Source organism: Actinobacillus equuli, assembly GCF_900636745.1.
Taxonomy (GTDB): domain Bacteria; phylum Pseudomonadota; class Gammaproteobacteria; order Enterobacterales; family Pasteurellaceae; genus Actinobacillus; species Actinobacillus equuli.
In genome coordinates this window covers 650,318-671,865 of the sequence record NZ_LR134310.1, presented here as the reverse complement: position 1 = coordinate 671,865, position 21,548 = coordinate 650,318, and the positions used below count along the sequence as shown (strand labels likewise).

Annotated in this window: 12 protein-coding genes and 1 pseudogene; all 13 read left to right on the top strand. The window is 38.2% G+C overall.

Translation table 11 applies throughout. The features are described 5' to 3' along the window. The first annotated feature begins 6 nt into the window (after positions 1-6). The 13 genes and pseudogenes from EL121_RS03070 to EL121_RS03010 all read left to right on the top strand — a co-directional run bounded on the left by EL121_RS03070 (position 7) and on the right by EL121_RS03010 (position 21,548). Positions 7-9,027 carry a two-partner secretion domain-containing protein gene (locus EL121_RS03070; protein WP_039197622.1) on the top strand — a complete coding sequence of 3,007 codons (9,021 nt, stop codon included), beginning with the start codon at positions 7-9 and terminating at the stop codon, positions 9,025-9,027. After that, positions 9,017-9,214 carry a hypothetical protein gene (locus tag EL121_RS03065; RefSeq protein WP_039197620.1) on the top strand — a complete coding sequence of 66 codons (198 nt, stop codon included), beginning with the start codon at positions 9,017-9,019 and terminating at the stop codon, positions 9,212-9,214. The genes EL121_RS03070 and EL121_RS03065 overlap by 11 nt, the downstream gene beginning before the upstream one ends. Positions 9,215-9,598: 384 nt before the next feature. Then, positions 9,599-11,650, top strand: a complete 2,052-nt coding sequence (locus tag EL121_RS03060; RefSeq protein WP_039197618.1) for a hypothetical protein — start codon at positions 9,599-9,601, stop codon at positions 11,648-11,650. 310 nt (positions 11,651-11,960) lie between these two features. Further along, positions 11,961-12,047 (top strand): annotated as a pseudogene (locus EL121_RS11770) (hemagglutinin repeat-containing protein); the annotation flags it as partial. A 279-nt stretch (positions 12,048-12,326) separates the two neighbouring features. Then, positions 12,327-14,285: a VENN motif pre-toxin domain-containing protein gene (locus tag EL121_RS03055; RefSeq protein ID WP_423841617.1), complete on the top strand. Its 1,959-nt coding sequence runs from the start codon at positions 12,327-12,329 to the stop codon at positions 14,283-14,285. Beyond that, a complete protein-coding gene (locus EL121_RS03050) occupies positions 14,278-14,670 on the top strand; it encodes a DUF6911 family protein (RefSeq protein WP_039197616.1) in 393 nt (130 codons plus the stop codon). Before EL121_RS03055 ends, EL121_RS03050 begins: the two co-directional genes overlap by 8 nt. 210 nt (positions 14,671-14,880) lie before the next feature. Further along, on the top strand, positions 14,881-15,390 hold the full coding sequence (locus EL121_RS03045) for an SMI1/KNR4 family protein (RefSeq protein ID WP_039197612.1): 510 nt from the start codon (positions 14,881-14,883) through the stop codon (positions 15,388-15,390). A gap of 293 nt (positions 15,391-15,683) precedes the next feature. Beyond that, on the top strand, positions 15,684-16,859 hold the full coding sequence (locus EL121_RS03040) for a VENN motif pre-toxin domain-containing protein (RefSeq protein ID WP_039197611.1): 1,176 nt from the start codon (positions 15,684-15,686) through the stop codon (positions 16,857-16,859). A gap of 11 nt (positions 16,860-16,870) precedes the next feature. Next, the gene (locus tag EL121_RS03035; RefSeq protein WP_039197610.1) at positions 16,871-17,698 is read left to right on the top strand and encodes a hypothetical protein; all 828 of its coding nucleotides are present in this window, start codon (positions 16,871-16,873) and stop codon (positions 17,696-17,698) included. Positions 17,699-17,975: 277 nt separating this feature from the next. Beyond that, a complete protein-coding gene (locus tag EL121_RS03030) occupies positions 17,976-18,527 on the top strand; it encodes a VENN motif pre-toxin domain-containing protein (RefSeq protein WP_039197607.1) in 552 nt (183 codons plus the stop codon). Positions 18,528-18,563: 36 nt separating this feature from the next. Then, complete coding sequence (locus EL121_RS03025; RefSeq protein WP_039197605.1) at positions 18,564-19,193, top strand: hypothetical protein; 630 nt, start codon at positions 18,564-18,566, stop codon at positions 19,191-19,193. Further along, positions 19,183-19,422 carry a hypothetical protein gene (locus tag EL121_RS03020; protein ID WP_039197603.1) on the top strand — a complete coding sequence of 80 codons (240 nt, stop codon included), beginning with the start codon at positions 19,183-19,185 and terminating at the stop codon, positions 19,420-19,422. The genes EL121_RS03025 and EL121_RS03020 overlap by 11 nt, the downstream gene beginning before the upstream one ends. A gap of 1,064 nt (positions 19,423-20,486) precedes the next feature. Continuing rightward, on the top strand, positions 20,487-21,548 hold the full coding sequence (locus EL121_RS03010; protein WP_052190394.1) for a polymorphic toxin type 50 domain-containing protein: 1,062 nt from the start codon (positions 20,487-20,489) through the stop codon (positions 21,546-21,548).

Sequence of the window (21,548 nt, the reverse complement as noted above, 5' to 3'; positions counted from 1 at the left end):
AACATCATGAATAAAAAATCTTTCCGAGTCATTTTTAGTAAAACGCTACAACGCCTTGTGGTAGTGTCTGAATTAGCCAAATCCGAAGGTAAAGGCAGCGAAGCTTCTGCAAGCTCAACAAGCGGGCTAATTTCGTCAATTTTTTGCAAAATCCGACCGCTTACCTTTAGCTTATTTTGCGCTTTAGGCTTTGTCAGCTTCTCGGAAAATGCGCTGGCGGAATTAGTTATTCAAGCGGATAAAAGCGCCCCGAAACATGCACAACCGATAGTATTAAAAACGGCGAACGGCTTACCGCAAGTCAATATTCAAACCCCGAATGACAAAGGGCTTTCACACAATAAATACAGCAAATTTGATGTGGATACCAAAGGGGCGATTCTTAACAACAGCCGCACCCAAACTCAAACGCAACAAGCGGGAATGATTCAAGGCAACCCTTATTTAGCCCGTGGTGAAGCGAAAGTAATTTTAAACGAAGTCAACTCAAATGACCCGAGCGTGTTAAAAGGCTATGTGGAAGTGGCGGGTAAAAAGGCGGATGTGATTATCGCCAACCCAAGCGGCTTACATTGCGAAGGCTGCGGCATTATTAATTCGGATAGAGCCACCCTGACGACCGGTAAACCGCAAATCAAACAAGGTAATTTAGACAGCTTTGTGGTGGAAAGGGGTAAAGTAAAAGTGTCCGGTAAAGGTTTGGATAACAGCCGTGTGGACTATACCGATATTATTGCTAAAGAAACCGAAATCAATGCCGGCGTATGGAGTAAGCAAAAACTCACGACAGTCACCGGTAAAAATACGGTAAAAGCTCGTACGGCAGCCGACTCGGACAGTGACTTACAAATTATCAACACTGCCAAACAAAGTGCTCAAACGCCTGCAACCAATGAGGCTCCGCAATATGCATTAGATATTAGCGAATTGGGCGGCATGTATTCCGGTAAAGTGCATCTTATCGGTACGGAACAAGGCTTAGGCGTACGTAATGCCGGTCATATCGGCGCAAGTAGTGAAAATATCAAAATTGATTCGCAAGGACGTATTGTTAACCAAGGCTTGATGAGCGGCGAAAACCAAGCGGAGCTAAGTGCAAAACAAGGGATTGAAAACCACGGAAAATTGGAAACCAAACAAGGCAATATCGTTTTAACTAGCCAAGCTGATATCCAACAACACGGCTCAATTGTGGCACGCCAAGGAAATATCCAACAACGTGCGGTAAATGGCATTCGTCAAAGCGGTGAAACCGTTGCGAAAGGAAAAATTAGCTTTGATGCCGACCATATTGAAGCGAGTGAATCGTCACTGATTGCTGCCGGTGTGGATATTCAAAGTTCGAAACAGGGGGAGACTCGTCAACTCTCAGCACAAGCGGATAACGGCAAAGATATTCATATTACTACACGCCAACAAGCGGTGTTAAATGGCAAAAATATTGCAAGCGGTACGTTACAAATCAAGGCGGACAGAGCCGATTTAAACAAAAGCCAAACCAGTGCCAACAGAATTGATGTTCATGCTAAAACGGGCGATATTCAAGCAAACCAAGCCAAACTCAGTGCCAAAGAGACGCTGCGTTTAAACACGCCTAAAACTTTATCTACCGAAAGTAGTCATGTCAGTGCAAAACGTATTCAAACGACACAAACCGACTTAAATACCCGAAATGCAGTATGGGAACAAACCGGTGAGCAAGATTTTGCCCTCAAAGCCAAAACAATAAATAACCAAGGCGGTGCGATAAAAACACAAGGTAAATTTACTGTTAGAGCGGAACAGCTTGATAATACGAAAGGGCGTTTAGTTTCGAATGCGGAAATGGACATCAAAACTCAAGCACTGAATAACAAGTTAGGTTATCTCGTAAGCAATCAAACCCAAACGGTTAACAGCCAACAATTAACCAACCAACAAGGTGTGATTGCCAGCCAAAACAGTAGCGTGGATTTAAGTGTCTCAAGCTTACTGAATAACCAACAAGGCACGATTTCTGCAAAAAATCAGCTAAATTTAACCGCTTACGGAGTGGATAATAAGCAAGGAACGCTTTATACAGTACAAGATAACCTTGTTTTAGATGCACAGAAACAAGCTTTGAATAACCAACAAGGGCAGATTTTATCCGGAAAAGCATTACAAATTGATTCGGCTGAAATTAATAACCAGAAGGGTACGTTTTTCTCTACGGAAAACCAGCAGATCAATACCAATGGTCAGCAGCTTATGAATACTCAGGATGGAAAAACTCAGAGTTTAGCGCAGCTTATCATCAATACGGCGTTGCTTGATAACCAAGGTGGTTTTATTCAGACGCAGCAGGGCGGAACTATCACGGCATCACATATCTTGAATAATAAAGTGGCGGAAAACGGCTCGTTAATTGAAGCTGGTGCGCCACTTGTTGTGAATACGCCAACCTTTGAGAATAACGGTACTGTTGCTCAAGACAAAACACCGACACAAGGTATTATTGCACAAAAACTGACGCTAACTTCGGATCGTTTAGAAAACGAAAAAGGCGGTATTTATCTGGAAAGCGAGGGTTTACTGAATATTGCTAAGGTAGTAAATAATCAAGCGGGTGAGATTTTAAGTTGGGGCGATTTAGTGGTTTTAGGTAATAAATCACTTATTGTTCATAATCGTGAAGGCAAATTACAAGCAACTAATAATTTTACAGTAACGGCGAAATCCTTATCCGGAGATGGTTATTTGCAAGCTAAGAATATTGCAATTAACTTACAAGATAACTTTGATATTCAGCAAGATATTAATGCGAAACATTCTCTTTCAATTAGTACCGAAGGGAATATTCTAAATCGTAAAAAATTAGCGGCAAATGACAACTTACAGCTTAACGCACGTAATATTACCAATGAACAAAATGCTCGAATCAGTTCGGCTGAAACCCGTCTTAATGCAAAAGCAACCGTACATAATGAAGGGCTAATTAATAGCCGCTCGGATAACGGTTTATCTAAAACGGTAATTAAAGCGGAAAAAATTGAAAATATTGGTACGGGACGTATTTATGGTGATCATGTTGCATTAGGTGCAGAGCAGATCTTAAACCAAGATAAAGACGGTAAATCGGCAACAATTGCTGCACGTAAGCGTTTAGATTTAGCTGCGAAAGAGATTGAAAATGGCACTAAAACGTATGAACTTAATAAAAAAGATGGTTCATTAATTTACAGTGAGGGTGACATTGCAATTGGGCGTCATTTAGATGAACAAGATACTGTGATTGGTAATGCCGAACATTTAAAGAACTTAAGTAGTGTTATGGAGGCTGCTGGCGATATTTATTTGAATGTGAATAAAATTAATAATGACAATATTCACTATAGCTCTAAATTGGAAATAACAGATACTCAGAAAGTGAAAGAGCATTTTATTATACCGAGGAGTAAGCATAACCGAGGAGGAGAAAAAGTTTTTAATGATGGTCATAATGAAAAAATTAATGTTAATGATTTGACTAAAGGCTATTACCGCAAAACTTGGAGTTATTGGCAAAAATATAACGAGGATAGTTTGCCGGTTATTACAGATGCGAGCCAAATTACAGAGAGTACCGTACTTGCAAAACCTTATGCTTTGAAATGTGTTGATCAAAACATGGCGGATTGTATAGCTTTACCTGCGGGGATCTATAACAAGGATAATCCTGTATGGAATAAGTTCGGTATTCAAGCGCCTGATGTTGATCAGCCTGAAATGACACCGGAAATTGTTCGAGCGATGAATGAGGAAGACCAAGCGACTAAACACTTAAGTGAAGAACAGCTGGATAAATTAACTCAAGATCAACAAAATGGTATCGCTCCTATTGTACCGACAAAACCTGTGAAACCGGTGAAATTGGCAACGGAGAGTGATGCGGAATATCAAAAACGAGTAAAAGCTTATCAAGCGGAACTAAAAACTTATGAAGCTGCAGATGCGGCTTATAAGCGTTATATTTTATTAAAGCCGTTTATTGATTGGGAAGCTAAATATGGTGATCGAGTTCAGCTGCTCGATAATGCAATTGCAGAGCATAATAAACGGATTCTAAATCAAGAATATGCGCATTTCTGGAATTTGTGGATCAACGAAAAAGTTGTAAAAGAAAATATCACTCAAACCAGTTTACCCGCACAGATTTTAGCGGGAGGAACGATTAACTATCAAAGTGATGAATTTATCAATGATAAAAGTTGGGTAATCGCAGGTAACGGTTTAAATCAAATCGGGAGCGGTAAAATTGCAAATTTAGATGATAAAGATGCTGTTCGCCAAGATTGGGAGCTAGGTACGCGTAACTTTTCTTTTACTGAATGGCGAGGTGGTTTAAAGCGCCGTCATTCACGTTATGATAAAGAGAGCGGCGATCTTGCTCGTTTGAAAGAAGTACACAAAGATATGAATATTTTTGTGGGGCTGGCGAATACGATTCCATCAAACTATAAAGGATATGTAGATGCTAAATCACTGAATCAGGTTAAAGATGAAGGTAATAATGTAAATATTACCTCGAGCAAAGGTGAATACCGTTCCGGTATTCAGGTAGTGAACCCAAGCCAAACAAACTCAACGTCTCAAGACGGAATAGAAATCCGCAGTACCAAAGCGGATACTCGTTTACCGAATCAGAGTTTATATAAAATTAACCCTGATGCGGATAGTCACGTCTTAATTGAGACGGATCCGGACTTTACCGACCGAAAAAGATGGTTAGCAAGCGATTATATGTATAACGCCCTTCGTTCAGAACACGAAGCGGTACATAAACGTCTGGGCGATGGTTTTTATGAACAGCGTTTGGTGAGAGAGCAAATCAATAAACTTACCGGAAGACAATTCTTAGGTGAGTTTGAAAATTTTGAGGCGCAATATAAAGCATTAATGGATGCCGGTATTACGTTTGCGCAAAAATTTAACTTACGCCCAGGCATTTCATTAAGCTCAAGCCAAGTAGCTCAACTAACTTCCGATATTGTTTGGTTAGAGACCGAAAGCGTGACATTACCAAATAGCCAAGTGGTACAAGTTTTAGTGCCGAAAGTGTATGCGGTTGCTCGCAAAGGTGATATTAGCGGCAAAGGCACATTGATTTCTGCCGATAAAGTGAATGTAAATCCGACTTCATTAATTAATGAAGGGACGATTGCCGGCCGTAATTTTGTAAAATTCGCAGCGGATAAATTGGTAAATAGCGGTAAGATTTCCGGCGGTATATTGCAAGGTAATGTTTCCGGTGATGCGGAAAACAATGGCGGTGTTATGGAAGCAAATAGTGCATTATTCCTTGATGTCGCAGGGAATTTTACACATTCTTCCACCACCCGAGATACTGAAATTGATTTAGACGGCTTTAAACGTAAACAAACTACGCTAGATCGTAAAGCGTTATTACACGTAAAAGATGCAAACGGCACCTTACAGGTGACGGCGAACAATATCACCCTTAACGGCTCGGATATTATTAATGACGGTCAAGGTTTAACTTATCTCAAAGCAAAAGACCAAATGCATTTAGGCACGGTTGCAGTCGGTTTTGATGAGAAAATGGGCGGCGGCAATCACTATCGTAATGAAGCAGTACAAGATGTAGTGGTAAGCCGTGTATCGGGTAACGGCAATGTGACTTTAGTTGCGAAAGATCTCTATGCGGAAGGTGGGGATTTTGAAGCAAAACAACGTCTTGTTGCATATGCAGAGAATAATCTTGTACTTGATTCAGCAACTCGCTCAGGTTCTTATGAAGAATATCATCGTACTAAAAGTGGTGGAGCATTAGGTAGTTCGAAGAAAATCACACGAGATACAGATCAGTACAGAGAAAAAGAAAATGTTCGCTTAGGTGGTGATGAGATTATTGTTTCTGCAGGTAATGATGTGACAGCAAGAAATCTGCAAGCGATTGCAGATAAAGATGTACTGATTCAAGGTAGGAATAATGTTACTTTGACGGCAGATACTAACTATTTTAAAGAAACACATTTTGAGAAAAAATCGAAATCAGGTGCATTTAGCGGCGGTGGACTAGGTATTACCTTTGGGAAAAAATCCGAAACGCATGAAAATGAAGCGGAAGGCTGGCAACAAAGCGAAGCAAGAAGTACGTTAGGTAGTTTATCCGGTAATATAACGGTTTCAGCGGGTAACCATGCACATATTTCAGGAACAGATATGGTTGCCTCGAAAGAATTGGGCAAACAGATTTTAGTCGAAGGTAATTCTACTTATGTCGGTGCAGGTCAAGATGAACTGAGTAGCAGAGAACGTCATGAATATAAGCAATCGGGTTTAACGTTAGCGTTTAGTTCAGCGGTGACGGATGCAGCACTTGCGGCAAAAAGTAGTTTCAAACGTTCAAATCAAGTACAAGATGAACGTTTAGGTGCATTATTAAAAGTGAAAGCGGCAAATGAGGCATTAGAGACGGTAAGAAAAGCGAAAGATTTAATTGATACGATTCAAAATGCGAGTAATGCGACTCAAGAAGCGAGTAGCCCGGACATTAAAATTTCCGTGAGTGTAGGGGCAAGTAAATCGGTATCGACAAGCCATACACAACAAAAGACGCATCAAGGCAGTAGCTTGAGTGCGCATCAAGTTACGATTAGAGCAAAAAATGGCGATAATACGGTTGAAGGCTCAAAGCTTGATGCAGTTAAAGCAGAGCTTGAAGGTAATAATGTGAATTTACTATCAACCACCGACAGCCAACGTAACCGTTCAGATAATAAAAACAGTAGCTGGAGCGTAGGGGTATTTGCCGGAAAATCGGGCGGTGCGTCAGGTTTTGGGGTTGAAGGAGCAGCGAATGTAGGTAAAGGTCATTCAAATAGTGAAAGTGAGGTACGCAATAATACCGAAATTAATGCCGAGCATTTAACCATTAATGCGAAAGAGAAAACCACGCTAAAAGGCGCAGTGGCTAATACTAACCACTTAAAGCTGAACACGAAACAGTTGCATATCGAAAGTGAGCAAGATATTGAAAAATACGAGAGTAAACAGACTCAAGGTGGCGTAGGTGCGGCATTTGCGTGGGGAACTGGTGGTAGTGGCTCAGCCCAAATCAGCCAAAACAAAGCGAAGGTGGATTACGCTCAAGTAAATCAACAGTCTGGCTTTAACATTGGAAAAACGTCAGAGATTAATGTAGAGGAAAACACACATCTAGCAGGCGGCGTGATTAATGCGGAGGGAGATAAAGCGAATCACCGGATGAAGACGGGGACGCTGACCACGGCAGAGATTAAGAATCGCAGTGAAATCAAAGTGAGCTCAGTGAGTGCGGGCGTAAGCAGTGATATGTCACAAATGGCAGGTCACGCGATGGGCGCGGCATTGAGTGCGTTGGGCAATATGAGTGAAAGCGAGCGAAGCACGACAAGTTCAGCGATAAGCGATAATATCGATTTGCAGATAACCGACAGTGATAAACAAAAAGCCCTGACAGGCAAAACAGCAGAAGAGACGTTACAAAGCCTGAATCGAGATGTAGAAAATGCCAATGGAAAAGTAGAAAAACAAGACTTAACCAAGTTACAAGAACAGCAAGAAGCCTCTCAAATCGTTGCAGAAATGGGCGCAAAAGCGGTGGGCGATTTAGCTCAGTTTATGGAGTGGGAAGAAGGTAGCCCGCAAAAACTAGCGCTACATGGTTTAGTGGGATATTTATCAGCGAAAGTGGGTGGAGGAAATACCGCTGCTGGTACGTTATCTGCTATGAGTAGTGAGTACATCAATACCGAAATTGCAAATTATTTAGTGAATAACACCGCTTTAACGGCGGATGAACGCAATGCGATTCAACAAGCAAGTGCAGCGGGTTTAGGTGCATTGATAGGCGCAAGTTTGGGAGGAAATTCTACAGAAGTGAAACAATCCGCTCAAATGGCATTGAGAACGGAGAAGTTTAATAGACAGTTGCATCCTGAGGAGAAACAGCGAATTAAGGATTTGGCGAAAGGAGATAAAGAGAAAGAAGCTCGTTTAACAGTAGCGGCTTGTGCATTAGTTCATTGTTCTGCTCAAATTCCCGAAGACTCACCGGAATATGCAAAAGCTAAGGCATTGGAAGAATTAGGTAATACGAGCGAATATGCGAGTGAACGAGCATTGCTTTCTAAACAAACAGCTTATATTGGTCATGATGCTTTTGCAGCAGGAGCAGAAAAGCCGTTATTTAATTACAATAAGGCTTACCAAGCCAAAGACTATGATGATGCGAATTTACAAGTAATGACACGAGCAGGAGGTTTGGCTCAAGCGACAGGTGGCGTTGCAGCAACAGCTTTAGGCGTAGGGATGTGTGAAACGGGATTAGGCTGTGTAGGCGGCGTTCCGGTTGCGGCTTATGGTGTAGATAATGCGGTTGCGGGAGCGAGAACGGTATATTCGGGTAAATATGTATCAACTCTAGGGGCGAAGGCGTTAAGTGAACTGACGGGAATGAGCAGTGAAGTAGCAGAGTTTATTTATGGCGTACCGGCAGTAGCTTCGGGTAGTGTGAATTTAGCTAAAGGAGCAGGAAAGGTGATGAATGTAGCAGGAAAACAAATGGCAGCAAGTACAGCTGAGGCTAGGTATGTGGCTACGGAATTAGGGAAGGATGTAAAATCAGCTTACAAAGCTATACCGAATAGTTATAAAGTTGTATTTGGTATAGAAGCAAGTATCAATACTGCTGCTGAATCAATCCCTTATTTTACAGGTAAAAAAGAAAGTAGTCTTGATAATTTAGGTAGCTCTGCGCGTAATATTCTTGTTGATTCTACACATGCAACAGTATTTTCTAAATCTAATATGGTTGTTGGGTTTTCTGCGGATTTTGCTAAAAATTTATCTGAAGGCAATAGTGCAGGAGAGGCTGTGATATCTAGTGCTATATCTTCTATTATTGGTAAGGGTGCTTCTATGCTGACTAAAAGTGAATCTTTGCAAAGGGTCATATCTTCGGGAAGTAGCAAGGTATATGAATATCAAAAAGAAAATTTGAAGGAACAAAATAATGAAAACTAAATTATTGTTTATTGTTCGTATTTTGTTAGCTGGTTTTTTTTCTACCTCAGTTATTTTTATTTCTTTATTTTTTCAAAATAAGATTATGAGTGGTAAAGATTTTCTATATTCCTTTGTTTTTTTATGTGTAGTAGTTTATTTGTCAACCATTCCTTCTAAATTTGATAAAAAGAATAGTGGTAAATAAAGGAGGATATATCACGAAGTGTATTATTGGTTTGATGATGCTTTTTACGAAACTTTGAAAGTTACATTAGTCCCATTTATCCTCTATGTTTTAATTTTCTAATCAAAAGGGCTAAGAATGTAAATGAATAAATTTGGAGGGGGAAGATTCTAGATAATAATTATCTCAATCTTTAAGGATAACAAGTAATAAGGATTCATTTATCTATCACCCTTAATGATCTATTATTTTTATAATAAAGATAAATAGGATAAATTTTTTTAATTTAAAGCGGTTAAATTTCCAAAATCTTTTGCAATTTGCAAATTTTTAGCGAAATTTGACCGCTTGTTTTTGTGTTAGGAGTCGATATCCAATAGACGTAGTGTATGTGTATTAGCCCAAATGAGCCAAAACAAAGCGAAGGTGGATTACGCTCAAGTAAATCAACAGTCTGGCTTTAACATTGGAAAAACGTCAGAGATTAATGTAGAGGAAAACACACATCTAGCAGGCGGCGTGATTAATGCGGAGGGAGATAAAGCGAACCACCGGATGAAGACGGGTACGCTGAGTACGGCAGAGATAGAAAACCGTAGTGACATTAAAGTGACAAGCGTGAGTGTGGGCGCAAGTAGTGATATGGGTCAAATGGCAGGTCACGCGATGGGCGCGGCATTGAGTGCGTTGGGCAATATGAGTGAAAGCGAGCGAAGCACGACAAGTTCAGCGATAAGCGATAATATCGATTTGCAGATAACCGACAGTGATAAACAAAAAGCCCTGACAGGCAAAACGGCAGAAGAGACGTTACAAAGCCTGAATCGAGATGTGGAAAATGCCAATGGAAAAGTAGAAAAACAAGACTTAACCAAGTTACAAGAACAGCAAGAAGCCTCTCAAATCGTTGCAGAAATGGGCGCAAAAGCGGTGGGCGATTTAGCTCAGTTTATGGAGTGGGAAGAAGGTAGCCCGCAAAAACTAGCGCTACATGGTTTAGTGGGATATTTATCAGCGAAAGTGGGTGGAGGAAATACCGCTGCTGGTACGTTATCTGCTATGAGTAGTGAGTACATCAATACCGAAATTGCAAATTATTTAGTGAATAACACCGCTTTAACGGCGGATGAACGCAATGCGATTCAACAAGCAAGTGCAGCGGGTTTAGGTGCATTGATAGGCGCAAGTTTGGGAGGAAATTCTACAGAAGTGAAACAATCCGCTCAAATGGCATTGAGAACGGAGAAGTTTAATAGACAGTTGCATCCTGAGGAGAAACAGCGGATTAAGGATTTGGCGAGACAACTTGCAAAAGAGCATGGTAAAGCAGAAAGTTATTGGGAAGAACAACTTACTTTGGTGACATCAACAATGGTAGATGAAAAAGAAAATCAGCAAGTATTGGGAGGAATTAATACGATTTTAAATGATGCCCAAATTTATGCGGATGATTATAAAGAAAGTCTAGCTATTGCTTATAAAACCTTAAAAACGGAAGCCGATAAAAACCAAGCTATTAAATGGAAAGATGGTAATGATGTAGTTTTATATGGAGAGAAGGTGAGAATGTTCCAAGCGACAGAGAAGCAGTATAAGGATAGTAGTATGTTTGGAAAAATAAACTATCCAAATATCGATGTTGTTTCAAGAAATAACTTGAATAGCTTAAATGAGGTTGGTTTGTTAAATGGTTTAAGTACGAGTGATAGTAAATACTCGGCTGAATTATTGGGGAATATAGGTAAAGCGAATCGGAATAGACAGGATAATAATAAGGTATTGCATAATGCTTATTATAATTATGTTATTTCGCCGAAAGGAGTTGCAGAGCCTGCTGTTGTAGAAGATCTCCTTATCGGCGGATCTGTATTTAAAGTTGGTTCAAAAGCTATTTCGGCTACAAATAAAGTATTAAGTAAAACAGGAGAAACCTTAGCTAATGCAATGGTATCGGATGAGGCTATTGCATTGGGTATTGTTGCAGATAATCAATTAAGGAAAGGGTTAGAACGAGTAGTAACATCAACAAGGACATATATTGGAGATTCAATAAAAGTAGTTCAAAATGCGCCATTAAAAACAACTATTGGAAATAGTGCGGCAACAGGAATAGCTGCAACAGTTGGTGAAATTTATGATTATACTAAAGATGAAAAACCAAAAGCATTAACCAAAGAAAATGTAATTAATTCGGCATATTCTATTGGGGTAGATACTTATAAAGGAGCCTTCTTTGGTGTAATGCCAATTGGTTCTGCGACATTAGGTAATATGGTTGTAGATAAAGTTACAACTGGAGATGGAGATGTTGGAAAGAATATTGCTACTGGTATTTCAGGTGCAGTTTGGGATGAAAAATTAAAGGCTAGCCCTAATCCATTTATAAGAGAAATATTTATTAAATATAGTGAAAAACAATTAGATAATTTATCATCCCCTTCTGAGAGAGAAAAGTAATGAAAGATTTGTTAATAATATTCAAAGTAACAATAGGTTTATTTTTTCTAAGTACGCTATATGTGGCAATTAAGAAAAAAGAGGTTTCAATGGACTTATTCCTCTCAGGAGTTGATTTTTTCCCTTATGCCTTTTTATTGGTTGCCTGTTATTATTTTTATAATAAAGATAAATAGGATAAATTAGTTTAATTTAAAGCGGTCAAATTTCTAAAATCTTTTGCAATTTGCAAGTGTTTAGTGAAATTTGACCGCTTGTTTTTTTGTGTTAGCTTTGGGAATTCAATAGGATCTGAGTATTAGCAGGCGCAGTAGCGAAAGGAAAAACCATTAATGCGGATGTGGGTGGTACATTAACAGTAGAAAGCCGTCAAGATGAACATCATTCTAAGAGCAGCAGTGTAGGTGCAGGCGGACGCGTGCAAGTCGCACTGGGTACAGCGTGGGGCGGAAGCGGTTATGGCAATGCCTCAAGTGGCAAATCGAACAGCAAGCAAGTGGTAGAGCAATCGGGTTTATTTGCGGAAGAGGGCGGTTATCATGTTAATGCAGACCACGTACAGCTAAATGGCGGAGCGATAGCGAGTACGAACCCGACTAAGAGTGAATTAAGCACAAATACGCTTGCTTTTAAAGATATTGAGAATGAAAGCGAGAGCAAAGCCTTAACGGGCGGCATGAGTGTATCGGCTAACCTGAATAAATTAGGTAATGCGGAAGCTGCAAGCAAAGAAGACGCGAAACAGCAAGCGGACTTAGCGAAACTGACGGGCACAACGCAAAGTAACGGTATCAACCCGACAGTCCCGATGTATGATAGCGAAAGTGATAGTAGTGTGACGAAAGCGACGTTAACGGAAGGCAAAATCACCTTAAACAAAGATAGCCAACCGACCGAAACGACGGCAGAAGCGCTAGGGCTAAACACAGACTTAAACCAAGCGAATAAACAAGTTGAAGCGACGTTTGATATCAAACAGAAGTTGAAAGACCAACAGGTACTTTCAGCGGCAGTGGGTGATATGCTCGGCGCAGTAGATAGCTATTCCGAACGGAAGCAGAAAGCGGCAGAGGAAGAAGTGAATGCGGCGGAGGAGGCGTTAGCTAAAGCGAAACGCACAGGTGCTTCACAAGAAGAGATATCACAAAAGGAACGTGTTTATACTGAGGCTAAAGCGAAAGAAGAAAGCTGGCGAGAAGGAGGGGCTTCAAAACGTAAGTTAGATACGGTCGCGGTGACGCTGGGTGCGATATTATCAGGCGGTAGTGCGGGAGAAGTAGCGGCGACGGCAATATCTCCGGAGTTAAATGCACAGATTCACAAATACACCTCGGATAATAAGACAGCTAACTTATTAGCCCATGCAGCGCTTTCGGCATTGGAGGCGGGCATTTCGGGTAATAATGCGCTATCGGGAGCGGCATCAGGCGTAGCTGGTGAAGCGAGTGCGATGTTATTATCGGAAGTGGTTTTTAACAAAGAGGCAAGCCAATTAAGTGAAGAAGAGCGAGAGTTACTGAGTGTTGCAGGTCAATTATCGGGTGCTTTAGTTGGTAATGGAGTGGGCGGTAATACGGCAGCAACATTACAAGGGATAGAAACGGCAAAAAGGACGGTGGAGAATAACTATCTCTCAGCTCAAGAAGCGGCAAGAAAATTAGAATTAGAGGATAAACTACATCGAGGGGTTATTACATCAGAAGAAATTACGGAACTTAGTGAAATTAAGAATAAGGATAGAGAAAGCGATTTAGCTTTAATTTCAGCTTGTGAGGGAGAGGCTCTATCTTCAGCATGTAACTCAGAGAGACAAAAATTAGAGCGAGATAAATTTAGCTATTCAAATGCAAAATATACACCAACAGGTTATAACTACCCGACATATACACGTTATTCAGACCTGTATGCAGAAGATTATAAAAAGGTGGCAATTTTTTCAGATAGATATGATGTATTGAAAAATGCCAAAGTAAAGGCGGATGCTGATTTTTATAATGCGACAGGTATTGATCCAAGTTGGATTGGAAGAATTGACGCAGCAAATCGAGTAGTTGCAAGTGTAGCGGGTGTAAAACTTTCAACAACGAAGGTTAATAGTTCAAGTGAAAATATTCCTAAATCTGCAAATTCAAATGAGAAATTGCCGGTTGTTGGTAAGACAGAAGGCTATAAAACAGCTCAGGCTATAATCAATGGTGATGTTGTTGTAAAAGCAACAGGTAAAATTGATCAAAATGAGTATATAGGGGTTAATCAGAAAGCGAAACTTGATAGAACAACTGAGAAACCAACATTAATTTTTGATGTAGTCAAACAAAAGGAAATTCAAAAAGGTAAAATATTACCTAATGCGACGGATAAAACAGCACATGCTGAGATAGAAGTGATACAAAAAGCATTTAATAGTGGTAAAACCAAAGGAGCTACATTGGAAATGCGAGTTGAAGGGAAAGATGTCTGTGGACATTGTAGAAAAGATATTGCAAGTATTGCAGATAAAGCAGGGTTATCAAAAGTGATAGTAAATGCTACCAGTGATAAAGATGGGAGACCAAAAGTATATTTTTGGGAAAAAGGTATGAATCAAATAAAAGAGGTTAAACCGAATAAAAAAAAGGGAGGGGGGAATGAATAATTTTTATTTTTCAGGGTTTGTTATTAATGAAAATCAAAGGGAACAAATATATAAAAATATTTCATCAATAAGTGATATGGAAAATTTTATTAAATTTTTTATGTCCCATCCTAATGGGGTTATGATTTTGTCTGATGAATCTAAAGAAGATGATGATAATTTTTCAGAATTATATTTATATAAGGATGGTGAGTTTTATATGCCTGTTTTACATATCAATGTGTCCGATGATTTGGAAGTGAAAAATATAAAAGGAGAAGGGGAAGGATGGTGTTTATTCCAAGGGGAACCTTACCCTAACAATATGATTACGAAGGATATTGAAATCGTATTTAGTGTTTTTCGTGAGTTTTATTTAACAGGTAAAGTAGAATCTATGGTTTAATTTAAAAAATAATTTACCTTCGTGAAATATGATTTCGATAGAGTATCTAAATGTTCAAGAAGAGGATACTTTTGCAGTAGATTTGTAAAAAAATAACCTTACAAGTGGTCAAGTTTCGTCGAAATTTGACCACTTATTTTTGTATTTTCTTTGGACATCCCGACAGGAGTTGATCGCTAGGTGAGGGAACTTTGAGTGAAGGAAGATAGTATGAAATTTAGAGGTTTAGAAATTAGGTATGATAGTGGAACAGCTGATATTAAAATTATCAAAGGCGTTGAAGATATTTTTAATATTAAGTTTCCAAAATTATATATTGAATTAATGTCAAAACATAATGGTCTCGCCGTAGAACCTAATTGTATTACTTATTATGATAGCTATAGCGATGAAGAAGGGATGGCTGCAATTGGTTTTGATAGTTTTGAAACGGAATTAAATCCAGAACCTCAAGATATTCGTAGGCAGTATATTTATGATGACCCAGTATATGGCTATGAACATGTATATTCATTTGGTCGTACAGCCGGTGGAGATTTTATTTGTTTTGATTATCGGGATGAACCAACAGGAGATGAACCGAAGATTTGCATCGTTATCCACGATGAATATGATGAGGAAACAGGAAAACATTTATTATTTCCTGTCGCGGATAATTTTGAAGAATTTTTAGACGGGCTAAAAACTTTTGATGAAATTATGGCTAAGTATGAAGAATAGATAATGTTTATCTAGTTTAGGATGATTCAGCTTCCTGTTGAATGTCTAAATATTCATAGATAAGCCTTTATATCTAAGCGGTCAATTCTCTAACTTTTTGCAATTTGCAAATTTTTAGCGAAATTTGACCGCTTGTTTTTGTATTGACTTTGGACACTAGACAGGAGTCAAGCGCCGGCGTGGTGTAGTAGATAGCTATTCCGAACGGAAGCAGAAAGCGGCATTGGAAGCTCATTTCAGGTAATAATGCGCTAGCGGGAGCGGCATCAGGCGTAGCGGGCGAAGCGAGTGCGATGTTATTATCGGAAGTGGTTTTTAACAAAGAAGCAAGCCAATTAAGTGAAGAAGAGCGAGAGTTACTGAGTGTTGCAGGTCAATTATCGGGTGCTTTAGTTGGTAATGGAGTGGGCGGTAATACGGCAGCAACCTTACAAGGGATAGAAACGGCAAAAAGAGCGGTGGAGAATAACTATTTATTTATTAATGAAGCCAAAGAAAAAATGGTTTTACAACGTAAAAAAGTAGAAGGTACAGCTACAAAAGATGACTTAGCTCGTTTAGAGGAAATTAATCGAATTGATGAGAAACGCAATCAAGAAATTAGAGATGCTTGTAAGCAAGTAAGTAGTGAGCAATGTTTATCATTAGCTAGGACTGCTCAATATGCTCAACGTGGTTATGAAGAATATTTTTCTTACCGAGGACAGTTAAAAGATATTTTTTCTAATGATTTTGCCAATGTAGAGCAAATTTTACGAGGAAAAGATGCGGATTCGGTATATATAGAGAAAGTAGCTTTATGTATTGCAAAAGCAGAAAATATTCCGTTAGAAGCGGCAAAATCTAAAGTTGAAAACCTAATGCTCTTTAAGAATTTTGCGGAACTTGTTGGCTCTATCAGAGGAGCGACATCTGCTAAATATGGAGCTAAGGTTACAGGGGTACCGGCGAATTATCCAAAAGTTGTTTTCAATGGCATTGAATTGCACCCTAATCTTCCTGAGCCAAAAGCAGGTTATGGTTTTGTTCCACAAAAAGCAAAAGGTAATTCGGTGTATCAAGAATGGAAAGATATTAATGGTTATCGTGGAGAAATAAATTTAGCGAATAGCATTCAAGAAACTCCAAATAGACAAGTAATAAAATGGGGGAATTCAACAGGTACAAATGGTAGTGATGTAATTTCTGTTAATACGAAAACAAGAGAGGTTGAACTTTGGGATAGTAAAGTAAGAACATCATTAACCAAAGGAAGAGAATCTCCAACTTTTTCTAGAGAAAATACTCGTAATAATGCAATTAGAGAGGCAATAGAAGAAATTTCAAATACTAAGATTATTTCTGAACACGTTAAAGACAAAGCTATACAGAATTTAAAAATAGGGAACTTTACAACCCATACAGTTGGATATAGTAAGGTAAAAAATTCTGTAACTCAAAAATATTGCAACAATCAAAAATGTGAGTAAGGAAAGAATATATGAGTTTTAAGGAAACTTTAATTAGGAAAAAAGACGCTTATTATAAAAGTGGATTCAATTATTCTTTTATAAAAAAACAAAAAGCTATAGATCAAAAATTTATTGGAAACTCATCAATTCATGATCTAGATATGGTAGTCTACGGATATAGCGTTGGATATAAAAAATTATATAAGCCTTTCTTACCTAGAATTATAGATTGGATATCTGAGGGAATAGATAACAATGAATGCTTTGGTTCTCTTGCATTCCATCAAAATAATTTAAACTCAGCTTTGGCATTTGCTACTTGGATAAATACGGGAGTAAATGATGTTGAGTTATGGAAAAAGTCTTTGAAATGGCGAGAAGAGCTTTATGGTAACGAAGATTATTCAAAGGGTATGAGTCGTGATGATAAAGAAATCTTTGCATTATCACTTTTGCACTATATTCAAGCTCAAGAATATGAAAAAGCAATCAAACTTTATCAGTCTGTGAAAGGTGATAAACTGCTTAAGTTGAATAAGAATATGAGTGGTTATAGGCTTGCTTATGCATATTGCCTGCATTTTTATGAAAATAAATTTACGGTGGAGCAATTGGAGAAAGCAGCAAAGCCATTTTTAGAAAAGCGCTTACAGATGCTTTATTCAATGGGGCGTCCAACAGAAATGCTTTATTGGTTAAAAATGGTTTGTGATGCAAGAGAAAAGGAATATACACCTGAAGAGGTGATTTATTCGTTTTATGAGTATATTTCAGAAGAAGAAAAGCCCGAGTTTGTTAAGGAATTGTTAGCCGGAAAAGTGGAGAAAAAATCATTTTTTTCCTTTTTAAAGTGGTGAATATAAGCAGAATTAGCAAAGGTATTTATCTTATTTTGTAGAAATTTCAAGCGGTCAAATTTGCAAAATTTTAGCGAAATTTGGCCGCTTGTTTTTGTGTTGGTTTTACTCACTTGATGAGAGTTGAATACTAGCAATTCAGAAGAAAGAAGAAGCAGAGAAATGGCAAACCTCGGGAGAGCATAAACGTAAAGTTGATGCGGTTACTACTGCAATCAGTTTAGCTATCGCAGGCAAACCAACAGAAGCGGTAGTTGCAGGGGCAGCCTCCCCTTATGTGAATCAGGCGATAAAACAGCTGACAGAGCAGAGTGAAACGGCAAATATTGCTGCTCACGTGTTGTGGGGCGCAATAGAAGCGGAACTAGCCGGAGGTAAAGCAAGCACGGGAGCCGTTGCGGCAGGTGCAGCAGAGATAGGCGCAAGAGTACTCACGCAGGGGCTTTATGAAAAAGAGCCGCATGAACTGACGACGGAAGAAAAAGAGGAGGTGTTAGCGCTCAGCAAAGCCTTAGCCGGTTTAGCATCAGGTGCCGTGAATGGTGGCTCAAGTGTAGAAACGCTAAACGCAGTGAGCACAGGTGTAGAAGTAGCGAAGAATGCGGTGGAGAATAATTATCTTACATCAGAACAGTCTCTTGCTTTTGAAAAAGAATTAAAGGAATGTAAGGCAAATAATAAGGATTGTAGTATTGTTATCCAAAAATATTTAAATATGAGTAATAAGAGCTCAGAGGAATTACAAGCAAAATGTAATAATGGTGGAATTATGTGTGCAGCTAAAGAAGAATTGATAGATGCTTATACAACGATAGCAAGGGCGAAGTGAGATAAGACAGGAAGAATCTATCTTGGAACGCCACTTATGGATGATGATACGATAAATATTGTGAATTATGTTAACGAAAGGGATTTAAGTTATTTACGTAATAAAGTTAGCGATACAGATCGAGCAATGTATTATGCAATGGATATTACTAATTGGCCGATGGTGGTCATGGGAATGAGAGGGTTGGTTACGAATAATTCTAAGGCTGCATTGACATCGGCTACTGCTTCAATGGGGATTAATGCAGGAGGACAATATATTTTTAATAAAGAAGTGAATTTGTCTGATTTAGCTATTGCAGGTGTAATAGGTAAAGCAACTGCAGGAAAGTCTCTAAGTGAAACAGTAATATCCAATATGGCCGGTTCGCATTATTCTAATAATATAAACCGCTCGGATAATTCAGCACTAGCAACATTATCTACAGGAATAGCGGCAGCGGGGGGATATAAATCAACAGAAATAATAGGTAATAAGCTGAATAACATGGTTAATCCGACATATAAAAAATATGAATGGAAAGATTTAGGTTATTTAGGAATTAGTTATCAGTCTAAGCCTAGTTATGTGCCTAGTATTGTTGCAGAGTTGTCAGGAAATACAAATAGTGAAATATTAAATAATAAGATTCCTACTTATATAAAGGAGAAGAAGAATGAAAAATAAGTATATTAAATTATTTGTTTTGGTTTTGCTATCTTCTTTGGTTTGTTTAAATGTAATAGGATTTATATTTACAGTGTTTGGCTACATAGATAATGGAGTGTGGGATATGGATATTATAGAAAAATGTTTTGTTTTGTCTGTGTTTTCTCCGTTTGTTGTTGTGAGTTCTTCATTAGTTATTGATTTTTTATATAAATTATTTAATAAGCTAGTTTTATTTTTTAAATAGGTATTTGTTGATACTGTTATTTAGCCTAAATAATATTTGCTTGTAAAGAGAGAAATAAAGCTGAACGCTATTTTTAAACGGTCAAATTCCCTAACTTTTTTGTAATTTGCAAATTTTTAGTGAAATTTGACCGCTTGTTTTTGTATTGGCTTTATACACTAGATAGGGGTTAATTGCTATTGAGGAAAAGAAGCTTGTATAAGGATAATAAATAGTGAAGGGAATGTTATTTTATTTTGTTGTTTTTTACTTTATATTTTCACTTTTGTTTTTCATAATTATCGCAACGATTAACAGCTACTTTTACTTTCTTATGACAGGAGGAATTTGTTTTTTTTCAATCATAACAGAGATGGAGTTGAAGATGTCTTTTATTCCGACCATATTTGTAGCTATGTGGATGGCAGTTATATTTAGAAAGAAATGAATAGTGTTTATTGATAGTAGAAGGTAAAAGTAACTTTGCGTTTAAATGGTCAAATTTTTGAGTTTTTTACTTTGAAGATTCTTAGCAAGAACTGACTTTTTATTTCGGAAAAAGTATTGAATATTGGTGAGGAAATCAGAATCACTTAATGAAGGGGGAATATACAAGTTAAAGATAGAATTCTATTTTTTATTATGCATCTATATTAAATTTTTATTTTTTTTTCTTGATGTTCATGTTGTTTGTTTTTTTATTTTGATTTTAGATGTGAGGAGTTGTTTTATTTTAGCGAGATTGAATAAGTTTGTTATATTTATCCCTCTTGTGATTAGTATAAGTGTATTATTTACATATATAGAAAGTAATTAATGCTTAAATAGTACTTTAGTAACAGTAGATAAAAAATAACTCGACGTTCAAGCGGTCAAATTCCTTAACTTTTTGCAATTTGCAAAATTTCAGCGAAATTTGACCGCTTGTTTTTGTATTGACTTTGGACACTAGACAGGAGTCAAGCGCCGGCGTGGTGTAGTAGATAGCTATTCCGAACGGAAGCAGAAAGCGGCATTGGAAGCGCATTTCAGGTAATAATGCGCTATCGGGAGCGGCATCAGGCGTAGCTGGTGAAGCGAGTGCGATGTTATTATCGGAAGTGGTTTTTAACAAAGAGGCAAGCCAATTAAGTGAAGAAGAGCGCGAGTTACTGAGTGTTGCAGGTCAATTATCGGGTGCTTTAGCCGGTAATGCGGTGGGCGGTAATACGGCAACAACCTTACAAGGGATAGAAACGGCAAAAAGGGCGGTGGAGAATAACTATCTCTCAGCTCAAGAAGCGGCAAGAAAATTAGAATTAGAGGATAAACTACATCGAGGGGTTATTACATCAGAAGAAATTACGGAACTTAGTGAAATTAAGAATAAGGATAGAGAGAGCGATTTAGCTTTAATTTCAGCTTGCGAAGGAAATTCACTCTCTTTAGCATGTAACTCAGAGAGACAAAAATTAGAGCGAGATAAATTTAGTTATTCAAATGCTAAATATACACCAACAGGTTATAACTACCCGACATATACACATTATTCAGACCTGTATGCAGAAGATTATAAAAAGGTGGCAATTTTTTCAGATAGATATGATGTATTGAAAAATGCCAAAGTAAAGGCGGATGCTGATTTTTATAATGCGACAGGTATTGATCCAAGTTGGATTGGAAGAATTGACGCAGCAAATCGAGTAGTTGCAAGTATAGCGGGTGTAAGACTTTCAACAACGAAGGTTAATAGTTCAAGTGAAAATATTCCTAAATCTGCAAATTCAAATGAGAAATTGCCTGTAGTCGGAAATATCTCAGGATATGAGATAAATAAGGTAGATTTTTCTAAATTAGGAATTGAGATATCCAAACAAAATAAACATATTGTGCATACAAATGAATATAAGATCGCTGTTGCAAATGGACAACAAAAAAGCATAATTACTGTTAGTCTGGATTCTTTAAAAGGATATGCTGGAACAGGGCAGCATATTGGAAAAATTGATGTTGGGCTACCAGGTTCTAAAGAAAGGGTTCATTTTAACAAAGTTATAGGAAATTATATCGATCCTATAACAGAGAAAAGCTCTCCGACGACAATAGGAATTATCCATTATAGTAAGAATGGATATCATGTAGTTCCAGCAAGACCTAAGGAGCATTAA

Excerpts from the sequence above, each read along its gene's own strand:
- EL121_RS03070 (WP_039197622.1), top strand. The coding sequence starts at position 7 with ATGAATAAAAAATCTTTCCGAGTCATTTTTAGTAAAACGCTACAACGC.
- EL121_RS03065 (WP_039197620.1), top strand. The coding sequence starts at position 9,017 with ATGAAAACTAAATTATTGTTTATTGTTCGTATTTTGTTAGCTGGTTTT.
- EL121_RS03060 (WP_039197618.1), top strand. The coding sequence starts at position 9,599 with ATGAGCCAAAACAAAGCGAAGGTGGATTACGCTCAAGTAAATCAACAG.
- EL121_RS03055 (WP_423841617.1), top strand. The coding sequence starts at position 12,327 with ATGAGTGTATCGGCTAACCTGAATAAATTAGGTAATGCGGAAGCTGCA.
- EL121_RS03050 (WP_039197616.1), top strand. The coding sequence starts at position 14,278 with ATGAATAATTTTTATTTTTCAGGGTTTGTTATTAATGAAAATCAAAGG.
- EL121_RS03045 (WP_039197612.1), top strand. The coding sequence starts at position 14,881 with ATGAAATTTAGAGGTTTAGAAATTAGGTATGATAGTGGAACAGCTGAT.
- EL121_RS03040 (WP_039197611.1), top strand. The coding sequence starts at position 15,684 with ATGTTATTATCGGAAGTGGTTTTTAACAAAGAAGCAAGCCAATTAAGT.
- EL121_RS03035 (WP_039197610.1), top strand. The coding sequence starts at position 16,871 with ATGAGTTTTAAGGAAACTTTAATTAGGAAAAAAGACGCTTATTATAAA.
- EL121_RS03025 (WP_039197605.1), top strand. The coding sequence starts at position 18,564 with ATGGATGATGATACGATAAATATTGTGAATTATGTTAACGAAAGGGAT.
- EL121_RS03020 (WP_039197603.1), top strand. The coding sequence starts at position 19,183 with ATGAAAAATAAGTATATTAAATTATTTGTTTTGGTTTTGCTATCTTCT.
- EL121_RS03010 (WP_052190394.1), top strand. The coding sequence starts at position 20,487 with ATGTTATTATCGGAAGTGGTTTTTAACAAAGAGGCAAGCCAATTAAGT.